15 protein-coding genes are annotated in these 13,450 nt (G+C 67.4%); 12 read left to right on the top strand and 3 right to left on the bottom strand.

The annotated features are described in order from the left end of the window. Positions 1 to 23: 23 nt before the first annotated feature. The 6 genes from GM1_RS01445 to GM1_RS01420 all read left to right on the top strand — a co-directional run bounded on the left by GM1_RS01445 (position 24) and on the right by GM1_RS01420 (position 5,429). On the top strand, positions 24 to 245 hold the full coding sequence (locus tag GM1_RS01445) for an MbtH family protein (protein ID WP_008375990.1): 222 nt from the start codon (positions 24 to 26) through the stop codon (positions 243 to 245). Between the two features lie 263 nt (positions 246 to 508). Continuing rightward, a complete protein-coding gene (locus GM1_RS01440) occupies positions 509 to 856 on the top strand; it encodes a hypothetical protein (RefSeq protein WP_008375989.1) in 348 nt (115 codons plus the stop codon). Positions 857 to 911: 55 nt separating this feature from the next. Continuing rightward, complete coding sequence (locus GM1_RS01435; protein ID WP_157435718.1) at positions 912 to 2,150, top strand: sensor histidine kinase; 1,239 nt, start codon at positions 912 to 914, stop codon at positions 2,148 to 2,150. After that, positions 2,147 to 3,202, top strand: a complete 1,056-nt coding sequence (locus GM1_RS01430) for a hypothetical protein (RefSeq protein ID WP_008375987.1) — start codon at positions 2,147 to 2,149, stop codon at positions 3,200 to 3,202. The genes GM1_RS01435 and GM1_RS01430 overlap by 4 nt, the downstream gene beginning before the upstream one ends. Next, positions 3,199 to 4,365 (top strand): sensor histidine kinase, encoded by a 1,167-nt coding sequence (locus GM1_RS01425; protein WP_008375986.1) that lies wholly within the window; start codon positions 3,199 to 3,201, stop codon positions 4,363 to 4,365. Before GM1_RS01430 ends, GM1_RS01425 begins: the two co-directional genes overlap by 4 nt. Further along, on the top strand, positions 4,350 to 5,429 hold the full coding sequence (locus GM1_RS01420) for a DUF8320 family protein (protein WP_040519233.1): 1,080 nt from the start codon (positions 4,350 to 4,352) through the stop codon (positions 5,427 to 5,429). Before GM1_RS01425 ends, GM1_RS01420 begins: the two co-directional genes overlap by 16 nt. Positions 5,430 to 5,518: 89 nt before the next feature. Here the strand turns inward: GM1_RS01420 and GM1_RS01415 are convergent, their stop codons facing one another. Both GM1_RS01415 and GM1_RS01410 read right to left on the bottom strand, forming a co-directional pair. Then, a complete protein-coding gene (locus tag GM1_RS01415) occupies positions 5,519 to 6,001 on the bottom strand; it encodes an Rv0361 family membrane protein (RefSeq protein ID WP_008375984.1) in 483 nt (160 codons plus the stop codon). A 62-nt stretch (positions 6,002 to 6,063) separates the two neighbouring features. Beyond that, a complete protein-coding gene (locus GM1_RS01410) occupies positions 6,064 to 6,819 on the bottom strand; it encodes an acetoacetate decarboxylase family protein (RefSeq protein ID WP_008375983.1) in 756 nt (251 codons plus the stop codon). Between the two features lie 211 nt (positions 6,820 to 7,030). On the opposite strand from GM1_RS01410, the gene GM1_RS01405 reads away from it, so the two are divergent. From GM1_RS01405 to GM1_RS01395, 3 genes are all read left to right on the top strand, one after another. After that, positions 7,031 to 7,681, top strand: a complete 651-nt coding sequence (locus GM1_RS01405; RefSeq protein WP_040519232.1) for a response regulator — start codon at positions 7,031 to 7,033, stop codon at positions 7,679 to 7,681. A 77-nt stretch (positions 7,682 to 7,758) separates the two neighbouring features. Further along, positions 7,759 to 8,943, top strand: coding sequence for a sensor histidine kinase (locus GM1_RS01400; RefSeq protein ID WP_008375980.1), 1,185 nt, complete (start codon positions 7,759 to 7,761; stop codon positions 8,941 to 8,943). Next, the gene (locus GM1_RS01395) at positions 8,940 to 10,019 is read left to right on the top strand and encodes a DUF8320 family protein (RefSeq protein WP_008375979.1); all 1,080 of its coding nucleotides are present in this window, start codon (positions 8,940 to 8,942) and stop codon (positions 10,017 to 10,019) included. The genes GM1_RS01400 and GM1_RS01395 overlap by 4 nt, the downstream gene beginning before the upstream one ends. On the opposite strand, the gene GM1_RS01390 is transcribed toward GM1_RS01395, so the two are convergent. Beyond that, positions 9,994 to 10,449, bottom strand: coding sequence for an SRPBCC family protein (locus GM1_RS01390; protein WP_040519288.1), 456 nt, complete (start codon positions 10,447 to 10,449; stop codon positions 9,994 to 9,996). The two genes, GM1_RS01395 and GM1_RS01390, sit on opposite strands and share 26 nt — an antisense overlap. Positions 10,450 to 10,676: 227 nt before the next feature. On the opposite strand from GM1_RS01390, the gene GM1_RS01385 reads away from it, so the two are divergent. Genes GM1_RS01385 through GM1_RS01375 form a run of 3 tightly spaced genes read left to right on the top strand, consistent with a single transcriptional unit; the run spans position 10,677 to position 13,256 of the window. Then, positions 10,677 to 10,958: a response regulator transcription factor gene (locus GM1_RS01385; protein WP_223291449.1), complete on the top strand. Its 282-nt coding sequence runs from the start codon at positions 10,677 to 10,679 to the stop codon at positions 10,956 to 10,958. A 16-nt stretch (positions 10,959 to 10,974) separates the two neighbouring features. Next, entirely contained in the window at positions 10,975 to 12,207 is a 1,233-nt protein-coding gene (locus tag GM1_RS01380; RefSeq protein ID WP_157435716.1) for a sensor histidine kinase, read from the top strand. Next, entirely contained in the window at positions 12,192 to 13,256 is a 1,065-nt protein-coding gene (locus tag GM1_RS01375; RefSeq protein ID WP_008375975.1) for a DUF8320 family protein, read from the top strand. The genes GM1_RS01380 and GM1_RS01375 overlap by 16 nt, the downstream gene beginning before the upstream one ends. The last annotated feature ends 194 nt before the right edge of the window (positions 13,257 to 13,450 follow it).

The following is a 13,450-nucleotide window of genomic DNA, read 5'->3' as shown; positions in this document are numbered from 1 at the left end:
CAGCGCAGGAGGAAGGACTGGCAATGACCAACCCGTTCGACGACGAAGACGGCCGTTTCTACGTTCTGGTGAATGCCGAGAACCAGCATTCGCTGTGGCCCACCTTCGCGGACATCCCCGCAGGATGGACCAAGGTGTTCGGCGAGGATTCGCGTGCGGCGTGCCTCGAGTACGTCGAGACCAATTGGACGGACCTGCGCCCGCAGAGCTTGATCGACGCCATGAATAGCGACAAGTCAAGCTGAGTGTTACCTCATCTTTCAATGTGTGATGGACATCTCACTTCAATAATGAACCGGCGACACGCTAGCTAACTGCAACATTTCCGCTGGTCACGTGGTCCACTGGAATCTGACAACGGTGATGGCACGAATGGTGGGCGAATCGGGCACAGAAACGACCTAGCTCCTACTGACGAGTTAAGTTACGCTTTCGTAGGAGGGCGAAACAACGTTCTACCAGCCAGAACGGTTAGCAAGGACTAACCGAATCAACGGAGGACCGAGCGATGAGCACGATCGCACAGAGTGGCCGCGACCAGTGGATTGCCGACCTCTGCGTGCACCTCGCCGATCGTGCCGAGACCGCAGGCTGGATGGTTGCTGTGCGTCACGCAGGCGACTCGGTGACCTTCGATGCGCTGACCGTTTCCCTGAATGACTACCGGCGTGTCGTCGGCACCCAGGGCATGTCCCTCGAGAGCGCCCTGACGGCCGCTCTCTGCACCGCGCTGCCCGGACTCGTCGCCCTCGAGCCTGCCGAGCAGGCGCGTGCCCTCACCGAGATCGTGGGATGGCTCGGACGCGAAGTCCCCGAGCCCACCGTCGGACGTCCCGCGCTCCGCTCGGTCTCCTAGACCCCGGCCAGGAGTAACTGCTCCGTCGCCCCGAGTCGCGTGAAAGTATGGGGCGATGACCCGCACAGCGCCTCAGGCGGAGCCCCGGCTGCGGGTGCCGCAACTGCGGCCTACGGGACGTACGGCGTCGGAGACTCTTCAAACAGTCGGTGCCGGCATGGTCGGCGGCGGCTACCTGTTCTATGTGTTCGCTGCGGCCGGTTCCCTCACGGCTTTCGGTGACCTCGTCGACCCCTGGTGGCTGCCGCTCAGCATCGTCTTGGTGGTGGCCAGCGGACTCGCTCTGATCGCTGTCGCCGTCGCAGCTCGCCCCGATCTCCTCGGGCGTGTCGCCATCGGATGCGCGGTCGCCTACCTTCTGATCATCGGATCGTGGTTCGTCGCCTGGAACGACCGCACCGTCGAACTCGACTCGGGCAGCCAGACGATCGTCATCTGGATCAGCATGCTGCCCGAACTCGCCAGCATCTCGCTCATGATCGGTCGTCGCCCGGTGCTCGCGGTCGTCAACCTCATCGTGGCCGTCGCACTCAGTGAAGCGACGTCCGCGCTCGCGTGGACCGGTCAAGTCGACTACCGGTTCTGGACCCAGGCGTTCTGGTCGATCGCCTTCGGCGGCGTGTACCTGATGCTGACCGCCGCCGCCGTCGTCTTTGCGCAACGACTCGACACGGCCCGCGCCGCCACCATCACCACCGCCAGAGACAGAGCGAACGAAGACCTCCACGACGTCGACCGCAGGCGACTGGACGCGTTGGTCCACGATCGGATCATCGCATTCCTCCTCGCCTTGCGACCGGGAGTCCCTGAGCCGTCGCTGCGAGCGGCTGCCAGTGGGGTGATCGACGAACTCGACCACTGGTGGGATCCGACCGCGGGGCAGTCCGATCTCCTCGACGGCCGGGAGTTCATCCAACGCATCCGCACCACGGCGGCATCACTGGGCGACGCGGTGACTGTGCGCGGTGACCTCGATCCGAACAGTGCCGCGCAGTTCGACGCCGAAGTGACCCAGGCGCTTCTGGACGCCACGGGCGAGGCGATCCGAAACTTCTACCGCCACGCAGGCTCCGACGCGTCATGCGTTGTCATCGCGGCGGTGTCCGATGCGGCGATCACAGTGACGATCGCCGACGACGGGGCAGGGTTCGATCCGTCGGCCACCCGGGCAGGCAGACTCGGCCTGTCGTTCGGCATCACCGGCCGCATGGCGTCGATCCGCGGCGGATCGAGCAGCATCGTCAGCGCACCGGGCCACGGGACCAGGGTTCGACTCCAGTGGGAGCGACAGTGACCGGCTCCGGTGATTTCCTCGAGAACCTTCCCGGCCGCTGGATCGCAGGCGGCATCCTCGCGATCTACTTCGTCGCGCTCGCTGTTCGGACAGTCGTCAACGGCCGCCTCGCCGACTTCACCGCGGTGACCTGGGTCGGAACGACCCTTGCGTTCGTACTGCTCGCGATCGCGATGACGGTCACCGCCAGTTCGGCGACGTCGGCCCTCGCCGACTGGCAGGCAGGCGTCGTCTGCGGCGCGGTGGTCGTCGCGGTGGGCGCAGTGTGGGGATCGGCAGCGCTCCTCGGCTCCGAGGCGCTCGGCCCCTTCCAGACGATGCTGTCGACGGCCACCATCGTGCTCGTGGTGTTCATGATGCGGGGCCGACTCCTGCTCGCGTGGGTCGTCGTCGCCGTCAACACGGTGATCGGTGTGATCGTGGGGCCGCTCACCGGGTCGCCGACATGGCTGAACGCAGTTCTCCCGCGCGCCAGTTTCACCATGCTGTTCATCGCAACAGGAGCCGCGCTGCTCCTCGCACCGCAGGTCGCCGAACTTCACGCGCTGTCGGCCCGCCGACGAGCCGATCGCAAGGGAGTCGACGACGTCCGCGAGGACATCGCCGCCCGAGACGTCCGCATCCGGCGCATCGACGCCCGCGTCCGACCGTTGCTCACCAAAGTCGTCGACGGTCACCCGGTGACCGACGACGACGTCACCGACGCGCGTCTCATCGAGGCCCGTCTGCGCGACGGCATTCGTGGCCGGGCGCTTGATGTGCCGCGTGTGCGCCGAGCGGTGTGGGACGCCCGCCGTAGTGGAGTGTCGGTGACCGTCCTCGACGACGGCGGCTTGACCGAACTCGACACCGCGCGCGCCGACGCGGTCGTGGACGCGGCGGCGCTTGTGCTCGAAGAAGAACTCGCCGGGCTGTCCGGAGGCGACGTCGTCGCCCGGATCGCACCGCCCGGTCGTGATCCGATAGCCACCGTCGGTGTGGTCTCGGGAAGCGTTCGCCGCCGAATCGAACTGACTGTCGACGGTCGGATCCGCCGCGTGGTGCAGTCGTGAACGTCTACCGGATGCGGCGTGCCGCGGCGCTCACCGTGTCGATCAGCACCCTGCTCGTACCGTTCATGTCGATCGTTCCGGCGATCATCGCAGGCAAGGGCGTGACAGAGGCATGGTGGACGCCGACGTCGTTTGTGCTGATACTCGGCGCAGCGATCGTCATGCTGATCGCCGCGGTCCCCGAATCGGGTCGGTCACACGCGCTCTTCCGGTCTGCGGTTGTGCTGGCGGCGGCCAACCTGGCCGCTCTCATGTTGTGGTTTCCCGCATGGACACATCTGGACTACACCGGATTCGGCTCACCGCCGGTGTGGTCGGCGAACACCGTCGTCCTGCCCGCGGTGGCGCTGGCGACATTGGTTCCCATCCGCTGGGCGGCCGCCTACACGGTGGTCGGGCTCGGCATGCTGGCCGTCGCTCAGCAGCGGGCCGGGTTCGGCGGTCACGGCGCCGACGCATACTTCAACCAGATGATGACCGCATCCCTGATGGCGGTGTTCCTCGCGATGCTCGGGACCGCCATGGGCATCGCACGCGCCGTCGACGCGACTCGAGCCGTCGTCCTCACCGAGAGTGTCGCGGCCGCCGCGAGCGCCGCGCGAGTCGAGGAACGACGACGCCTCGACGTGGTCCTGCGCGACAAAGTGATCGCCGTGCTCCGCGACATAGCGCCGGGCACCCCGGACGACCGTCATCAACGGCAGGCTCGTGCAGTTCTCGATGAACTCGACGGCGCGGACGTCGACCCACTGGCCGCGGGGATGGTGACGCCCTCGGACGCAGTCGTTCACTTGAGAGAAGCCGTCATCGCTTTCGGCGATCACCTGCTGGTGTCCGTGGAGGCGACCGACGACGCCGCCGATCTACCGGTCTCCGTCGTCGACGCAGTCGGCGCGGCGCTCGTCGAAGCAGTCGGGAACTCGGTGGTCCACGCCGGGCCGCGAGCGTCGACCGCCGTCGTCGGGCTCATCTCCGAGGCGGGAGTGCGGGTCCGGGTAGTCGACGACGGGTGCGGCTTCGATCCCGATCGCATCGCTCCTGACCGATCGGGGATCGTGCTCGGCATTCAGCAGCGGATGGATCTGCTTCCCGGGGGCTCCGCAGTGGTCGACGCGGCACCGCTCGACGGGACGATGGTGTCCCTGGAATGGAGCCGACAGTGACCGGCGCCGAGACGGTGCAGATCCCCGTCATGTTCGGTCTGCGGACCCGGCGTCTGCGGGTGATGCTGATCGTTCTGCTCGGCGCCTGCGCGATCACCCGGATGACGGCGTTCGGCGACCCTCGTCAAGGGTGGCAGTGGGTTCTCGAGGGCGTGGGCGCCGTCGCGTTGTGGGCGAGCGTGTTCACGGTGGTCCGCGGAGACGAGGACCCGCTGCCGCCCGCGGATACCGCCGCAGTCGCAGTGTTGGCCACCGGAGGGCTCGGTGCGGCGTGGTGGGCCACCCCCGAGGGTGCGGGCTTGTGGGTGCAGCCCGGCGCACCGCTTGTCGTCTTCGCCGTCGTCGCGGGGCTCCTCTCACTGCGTGGGCGCTCGCGCACCGCGTGGGGAAGCAGCGTCGTCGCGGTGGCGATGGCTGCAGTGTGGTCGCTGCAGCACGGTGGGACCCTCGTCGCGGGAGGCCAGTTGACGTTGCGGATCGCGGTGTCGTTGTTGCCGTCGACACTGATGGCCGTCCTGATCCGACCGATGCTGCATCTGACCGCGGTTCTGGAGGCTCGCCGCGCTCAGACGATGCACGCGATGGCGGTCACCAGCGCCACCGTCTCCGAGCGAGCCGACCAGCTCGAGCAGTTCGACGCCGAGGTGCGTCCGTTCGTCCAGCGTGTGGCCGACGGGGAGGTGTTCGACGAGGAGTCGGCGGCCCGTGCTCGACTGCTGGAGGAGGACCTTCGCGACTCCGTCCGCGGCCGCGGCTGGCATTCTGCGCTCACGCGGGAATGCCTGGCCGACGCCCGTCTGCGTGGTATCGCGGTCCGCGTGTTCGATGACAGCTCAGACGGCGCGGTCCTCACTCCGGAGGATCTCGGGGTGCTGCGCAGCGGACTCGCCGGCGTCCTGGCGTCGGTCGAGAGCGGAGCGGTCACCGCCCGCATCCTGCCCTCGGGCCGAGGGTGCGTCGCCGTCATCACCACGGTCACCGTCGACGACATCGAGCGCATCGTGTGCAGTCGGGACGGCGGAAAGCTCCGGTGGACGGCGGGGGAGGTCGTCGCGTTCGCCTGATGGTGAAACGGACTCGCCACATTCATCCGAAACGACGACGCGCCCTCACCCGGCATGGGTGAGGGCGCGTCGCGTCAGAGCGTGGAGTGTCAGCGCATCATGGAGACGAGCATGGTGACGGCTTCCGAGCCGAGCTTCCAGGTGCCGTCGACGTTGACGAACCCGAAGTTCATGTCGATCGCGGCAGGCTGGTGGGGACCCTTGACTGCGACGACCGCGGTGGCCTTGTCGCCGTCGACCTTCACGGACTTCACCGTGTAGATGTCGGGGGTGTAGCCGGCCTTCGCGGCCTTCTTGTTGTAGTCGACCAGCTTGGTCTGCACTGACGGGTCGGTGAACTGGACGAGTCCCGCGAGCTCGGCCTCGGGCGTGTTCGCGTCGAGTGCCTTGCGCAGGGTGGTCTGCGCCTGCTCGACGGTCAGTTCGGCGGACTGTGCGGCCGACGTCGACGCCGATGCGTTCGAGTTGCTGCTGTCGTCGCTGCTGGAGCAGCCGGTGAGCGCGATCGCTGCGCCTGCGGCGAGGGCGACGGCTGCCACGAGCGGGCGGCGGAAGGTGGAGCTGAGAGTCATGCGGGGTCCTTTCGTGTAAGGCGAACCTAACACATCGCGGTCTCCTGAGCTGCGGTGGGAGTTCAGGCGCGGGTCAGCACGACGGCGTCCTCGAACCGCATCGACAAGTCGGACACCGAACTCGACATGATCGCGTGCCGCGACAGCTTCAGTCGGCGCAGTTCGTCGGCCATCGGGTGATCACCGAGCCGCAGTGCGGCTCCGCCGATCCGGGTGCGCGTCCCGGTGGTGGACGTCAGGCGCCACGGAGTGCGCCTGGTGACCCCGTCGAGTTGTGCATACGACTGCAGAACGGCCTCCGACGAGTTGTCGGGAACACCGATGCCGCGCCGCACGGTGAGTTCGGCGATCAGCTTTCCGTCCTGGCGGACGCTTCCGGTCTTGGTCGGAGACGTGTGGTCGACGTCGAAATCCGCCAGGACCTTCGGGAATCCCCAGATGCCGCGCCCCGCAGCCAGCGTGAAGTCGCCGTCGACGGGGAGTTCGTGGATCAACGCGTGAGCATCGCCCTTGACCAGCGACCGGAGGGCGCCGAACGTCGACGGGCGCGCGCCCGTGGGGTCCTCGACGAGGAAACAGACGCCGAACTCGTTGTACGGGCCGAGGTCGCCGTCCACGTAGTCGACGAACACGAGCATGCACATGGTGCGGCCCGGACGGATCTGGAGCGGCTTCAGGTCGGAATCGCCGCGCTCGGCGATGGCGCGATCGACGGCAGTCGCAGACGCGGAGAAGCCGGCCATGAAACAGCGTGCGGAACGGATCTCGACGGGCATCATCACCGGGGTGCCCAAGACGGTGTGGCTCGAATCAGTCATGGTCCGACGCTACGGTCTCGAGTGCCGGATTGGAACCAGTTCGAGGACTAGTGTCGCGTTCCGGAAATTCCGTCTAGGAATCTCCGAAACACGACACTAGGGCACAAAGTCCCTACTCGTGCGCCGAGTGCCGGGTTTTGTCGGTGGAATGGACTACGTTGAAAGCGGGCCTCGCGGGCAGGACGAGGCTGGCAGTGAGGGGAAGCACGACATGACGGCGGTGCGCGTGGGGATGGTCGACGACCATCCGTCACCGGTGTGGGGAATCGATCGGATCTTGGAGCCGCACAACGACCTCGACTTCGTGTGCGCCGCGGCGACCGTCTCTGAACTGCTGTCGAAATCATCCGATCTCGACGTCGTGATCCTCGACCTCCGCCTCAACGACGGCACGACGCCGCGTGAGAACGTCGAACGTCTCGCCGACCTGGGCATCGGCACTGTTGTGTACACCTCCGGCGAGCATCCGGACCTCCTGCGGTCCGCCGCACGTGCGGGCACACTCGGTGTGGTGCTGAAATCGGCGTCCGAGGACGAGATCCTGCACGCGGTCCGGAGTGCGGGCGCGGGCGAAGAAGTCCTCACAACCGAATGGGCCGCAGCCATCGACGGCGACCCCAACCTCGACGCCGTCGACCTCAGTCCCCAGTTGCAGCGCGTCCTGACGCTGTACGCCTCGGGTGGCACCTCGGTGAGCGTCGGACGTGAACTCGGTGTCGCGGCCGACACCGTCAACGAGTACCTCAAACGCATCCGCCAGAAGTACGCGGACGCGGGTCGCCCCACCCGTACAAAGCTCGACCTGTTCAAGCGAGCCGTCGAAGACGGCTGGCTCCCGATGCCGCACCGCGGTCGCGATTGACGCACGCATCGTCTGTTCGGACGATGCGCAGTCCACACGCCTGATCAGGGCTCCTGACCAGGATTAGTGTTGCCGTCGTGACAGCGGCGCAACGGGCGAGCGAACACGACCGGATCCTGGTCGCGATGGCACGTTTCATCGGAGCGGGCTTCTGCGCGTATCTGCTGACGTCGTTGCCGCTCATCGGCCAGCCGCCTGGACTCACCGCAGGTTGGTTCACGCCGGTCGGGCTGCTCCTGGCGTTCGGCCCCGGGCTGGCCTTGCTCGCGGTCAGTTTCGTTCCACCGTTCAGACGATTCATCGCGCCGTTGGCGATGGCGTGCGCCGTCGGGTATCTCGCGGCGTCGGCGCTCTGGTTCGCCGCGTGGTCGGGAACCGTCGTCGACGCCGAACGCGTGTCGTGGCTGATGTCGTTCTCGGGGCTTCCCAGCATGGCATGGATCCTGGTTCGTCCGATACGCGAGGCCGTGGTCGTCCTCGCCGCGTCGTCGGCGATCGCGGCCGTGATCACTGACGTCGCACGCTCGGACGTCATCGAGTCGAACGTGGTCATCGAGACTGTCTTCCCCATCGCGTTCACACTGAGTTTCATGCTCGCCGCAGGCCAGGTCGTTCGCACCGGAGCACTACTCGACCGGACACGCGCGAGCGCCATCGCAGCGGTCACCGAATCCGCGGCGGCCACCGCACGCACAACCGAACGCGAACGGATGAACGCACTCATCCACGATCAGGTGATCGCAACGCTCCTGGCCGCGACAGTCGTCGCCCCCGATGAGGACAAACGGGGCCGACAGGCGAGGATCGCGGTTGCCGAGTTGGAGTCGACCGCGGGCCAGACGAAGCAGTCGGTCGCCGAGTACAGCGGACTCGAAGCCGTCGCACGGATCCGCGGAGCCGCGTCGGCCATCGACCACGGGGTGCCGGTTGTCGTCGAACAGGAAGAGCGGGCTCGGACAGCCGGAGTGCCCGCGGCAGCGGTCGACGCGTTCGTCGAGGCGACAGGGGAGGCGCTGCGGAACAGCCTGCGTCACGCGGGCCCGAACACAGATCGAATGATCGTCGTCCGGTCTGTCGTCGACGCGCTGTTCGTGTCGGTGACCGACGACGGTGTCGGCTTCGACCCCGGAAAGGTGCCGCCTGAACGCCTCGGCATCGAGGTGAGCGTCAGGCGCCGCGTGGCAGCAGTCGACGGTGCCTGGACCCGGCTGCGTGCCGAACCGGGAACCGGTGTCACCGTGCAGATGGGCTGGGCGGCATGACAGACCTCACATCGATCTCGACGGCGATCGACGGGCTGATCCGACAAGCGCCGCGGCGGGACGCGTCGACGCTGATGGGCATGCAGCGCGGGTGGGCAGTCGCCGTGGCAGCACTGATCTGGACGGTGTTCGTCGTGATCGGTCTGGTGGCAGGCGGTGTGACGAACCCGGCGCTGTTTCTCCTGGCGATGACGGCGCTCCTCGCGGGAGTCGGTGGGGTGCTCTTGGCGCCGGGTGATCCGATGGAGTGGTGGGCGACGATCCCGACAGTCCTCGCGCCGACCGCCGCAGTGGTCATCGCGATGCCGGGACTGGTGGAGCGGCCGCCGATGGCATACGGCGTTCTGACCGGGGGCGGAGTCGTCATCACGGCGTTCACGACGGTCCGCGGCCGAATGGGCGCGGCGTGGGCGGGCTACGTGTTGTCGGCGGCTGTGGGAGTCGGTCTCGATCGTTACGTCGAACCCAATCCCGCGGTCGTCGCGGCGATCGGGCCGAACCTGGCGGTGATGCTGATGGCGACCGTGTTCGCCGCGATCCTGCGCCCACGAGCCAGGGCCGTGTACGCCTTGCGGGAGCAGACGGTGCGGGAAAGCGCGGCGAAGGCGGCAGAGGAGGCCGCGGTCGCGGTGCGCGTGCAGCAGTTCGAACGACTCGACTCGCAGGCCCGGCCTCTGCTCGACCAGATCGCACGCGGGGGCGCGCTCGACGAGGAGACGTTGCGTCGCTGTCTGCTCGTCGAAGCTCAGCTTCGCGATCTCATCCGAGCACCCACGTTCGACGACTCCACGACCGCTGACGCGGTCTGGTCCGCGAGGTCGAAGGACGTCCGGGTCCTTCTGCTCGACGACGGCGGTGTCGACCGCCGGGAGATCGACGCCGCAGCAGGCGCCGTCCGGCGGTTGCTCATCGGAGTCCTGGCCGGCGCCGAACCAGGCGCGGAGGTCACCGCACGGATCCTCCCGCCCGGGCGGCAGGACTTCGCAACCGTGGTGGTCGCGACAGGCGATCGAGTGGAGAGGTTCGCCGTCGACGCGTCGGGAGACGTCGTCAGCGCTGCCCGGCGGCCTGCTTGAGGGCCTCGAGTCCGCGCTGGAAGTCCTTGCCGATGGCCTTGTCGAAATACAGCATCCCGCCGATCGACATGAGCAGGTTCCGCGAGCCGGACATCGTCCACGTGACGCGGGTGCCGTCCCCTTCGGGAGTGAGCTCGAAGGTCGCGACGTTCTTGGCCGCGAACGGAGCAGTGAACAGCAGATCCACCACGATGCGCGTGGCGTCCGACGACACGATCGTCATCGTGCCCGCACCCGCCTTCGAGTTGCCCGCCCACTCGTAGGTCGCCCCGACCCCCGACTCGGGCCCCGAGTAGGTGCGGCGCAGTGCGGGGTCGAGGCCCTCCCACGGCGACCACTGCTGCCACTCGCGGAAGTCGTTGATCAGCGGGTGAACGGTCTCGGCGGGAGCAGGAATCACGATGGATCGGGAGTTCGAGAACGAAGGCATGCCGCACACACTAGTGCGCGCAGGCCCCGATGTCTGGCGACCCACCTTTCGGTGTCCCCAGTTCTGGGTCTACCGGGACGTGTCGTGTGTTCGTACGGTTGACGACAAGCCTGGAAGAGGTTCGTCCGGGTCGATCATCATTCGTCGGGGAGTTAGCAGGGAGGTCACCGGTGACTGTTGCAGAAATTGATCCGTTCATCGATGCGGACACGGTTTCGGCACCGACGTTGAGAGAAGTCGTCGAGAGCGCACCGACGCTCACCGTGGTGGGCGGGCCGCTGGTCCGTCCCGCGCTGTCGACCCGCGAGGTGGAAGTTCTCCTCGCCTGGCTCGCTGCCGAGTCGAAGGAGGACGCAGCCGCTCACCTGTTCATCTCGGCGTCGACGGTGAGCACACACATCTCCAGAATCCGTACGAAGTACTCTGCGGTGTCCCGCCCGGCACCGACCAAGGCGCATCTGCTCGCTCGAGCTTTGCAGGACGGCTACACCACGCTCGACGTCTGGTGACACCATTGTCTCTGTGGTGACCGCACAGACGCTGACTCGGCTCCGCCCGCAACCTGACTTCTCAGGTCGCGGGCGGAGCCGTCTGCGTGTCGATGCGAGTGAGCACGTGCGCATCCTGGTGGTGATGGCGACGTTCGTCGGTGGCGGATACGTCGTGTACGCGTTGATCACCGTGCCGATGATGGTCGCGCAAGCCGAGTCGACCGTCGCCGCGTGGTATCCGCCCGTCGGCGTGGCTCTGGGGATGGGGCCGGGGCTGATGCTGCTCGGCACACGGTTCGTCACCGCGCAGGTGCGGTGGATCACGGTCTGGGTCCTGCTGTCGCAGGTCGGGGTGGTCGCTGCCGGGCTGGTGTGGGGAGCTGCAGGAATCGGTTCGTCGCCGCTGCCGGCGATCTGGATGCTCGACTTCGTCGGACTGACCGCCGTCGCCGCGTGCCTGGTCTGCACGATTCCGCAGTCGCTGGGGTTCCTCGTGCTCGGCAAATCCATAGCCGCGTACGTGGCACTCGCTCACCAGGATCCTCCGGATGTAGCCGACATGGTTCGTGAAGCGGTGTTCGGCGTCGTGTTCACAACGCTGTTCGTGTGCACGGCGGTGATGGTGGTGCGGTCGGGCGCGGCGCTGGACCGATCTCGATCGAATGCGGCCGCGCTTGTCGAAGCGCACGTCCGGAACGCTGAACTCGCCCGTTTCGACGGGCTCATCCACGACCATGTGATCTCCACGCTCGTGGCAGCAGGATCGGATCCGAGCGACCCGCGAGTCGCCGCCTTGGCGGCGTCCGCCCTCGACCGGCTCGACGCCCTGGCCGACGACCACGTGTACGACGACGAACACGTTTCACACATGGAGACGGTCGCTCGTCTGCGGACCGTCATCGATCCTCAGGTCGACACCGTGGTCAACGTGCCGGACGGGTCCACGCTGCGCTCCATGTCCGGCGGGGTGCCTGCGGCTGCCGTGCGTGCACTCGCTGAAGCGGTCGGAGAAGCCGTGCGCAACAGTGCTGTCCATGCCGGGCCGGACGCCGAACGCGCCGTGGTGATCACCGTCGACGCCGACCATGTGGGTGTTGCGATCATCGACGACGGCGTGGGCTTCGACCCTTCGGCCGTCGCTGTGGACCGCCTCGGCTTGGCGCTCAGCGTGCGCCGCAGGCTGGAGACCCTGCCCGGCGGCCGAGCGAGTGTGCGGAGCACGCCCGGCACCGGAACCATGATCGAGGTGTCATGGACGCGGCCCTGATCGAACCGCCGGAGGAACGGCGCTGGTGGCAGTCCGATCAACGTGAAGACACGTCGGCCGTCATCGGCCTGCAGTCGGGTTTCGCCGTTGTCGCGTTGGGGACCACCTGGGCGGTGTTCCTCATGTTGGGCCTGATGAGCGGTGGCGTCGAGCGGACCTGGCTCTACCTGGTGATGTTCGGTGCGATCGGTGTTGCGTTCGGGCTGTTGTTGTTCGCGCCGGGCACGCCGGCGGCATCATGGGCGACTGGTGGGGCAGTGATAGCCGAAGTGGGTGCCGCCGCAGCGTTCGTCTGGGCCATCGTCCCGGTCGACCGAGGTGCGATGATGCCGTTCGCGGGCGCGACCGCGGTGATCGGCGCGCTGTTCTGCCTGCGGGGGCGCGTCGTGAGCGGGTGGGTGTCGTTCGGGCTGGTCACCGTGGTTCTCGGTGTGCTCGGGCGGCAACGCGCAGACGCCCTTCACTACGTCACGGAACCGCAGAGCGGCAATCTCGGAATACTCGTGATGATGACCGTCTTCGCGGCCATCATCGGTCCCCGCGCGGAACAGATCTTCGCGCTGCGCAGGCAGGCGACGCGGGAGAGCAAGGCGCTCGCGGTCCGCGCCATCCGGGATCACGAACTGGCCCGACTCGACGATCGTGTCCGACCCCTGCTGCGGCGCATCGCCGCAGGCGGCGCGCTCGACGACGCGGAGCTGGTCCACTGCCGCCTCGTCGAAGCGCAGCTCCGGGACCGGATCAGGGCGCCGGGGCTCGACGTACCGGCAGTCGCCGACGCGGTCTGGACCGCGCGGGAACGGAACGTGCGGGTGGTCCTGCTCGACGATCGGGGCGATCGAGCCGCACTGTCGGGGTCGGAGGACGGGGACGGGCGACTCGACCGCGCGCGAGCCGTGGTCGTCGCGACACTTCTCGACTCGTCGAGCGGCGACCACGTGACCGTCCGACTGCTCCCCGAAGGGCGACAGACCTTCGCGACGATCACCGTCGCGTCCGACGGCGGTGTGACCCTGCGTGAGCTCGACGGCGCCGACCAACCTGTGTGAAGCCGTCGAATTTGGCCCTGACCGGGACATTCGCCTACACTTGAGCGGTTGCCTGCGGTGCGTGCACCGCGAACCGACTTGCGAACCCATTGGGGTCGATCTGCTTTCCGCGGAGAAATTCCAGGGAGGCGCATGTTTTGGTGGCGACAGACCGTGCGCGTCGGGTCGGAAATCCGGCGGGCATAGAAATCCAG

Origin of the sequence: Gordonia malaquae NBRC 108250 (assembly GCF_000344135.1) — a bacterium.
GTDB lineage: Bacteria > Actinomycetota > Actinomycetes > Mycobacteriales > Mycobacteriaceae > Gordonia > Gordonia malaquae.
Note: the sequence above shows the minus strand (reverse complement) of the source record. Positions and strands in the feature narration are given on the sequence as shown.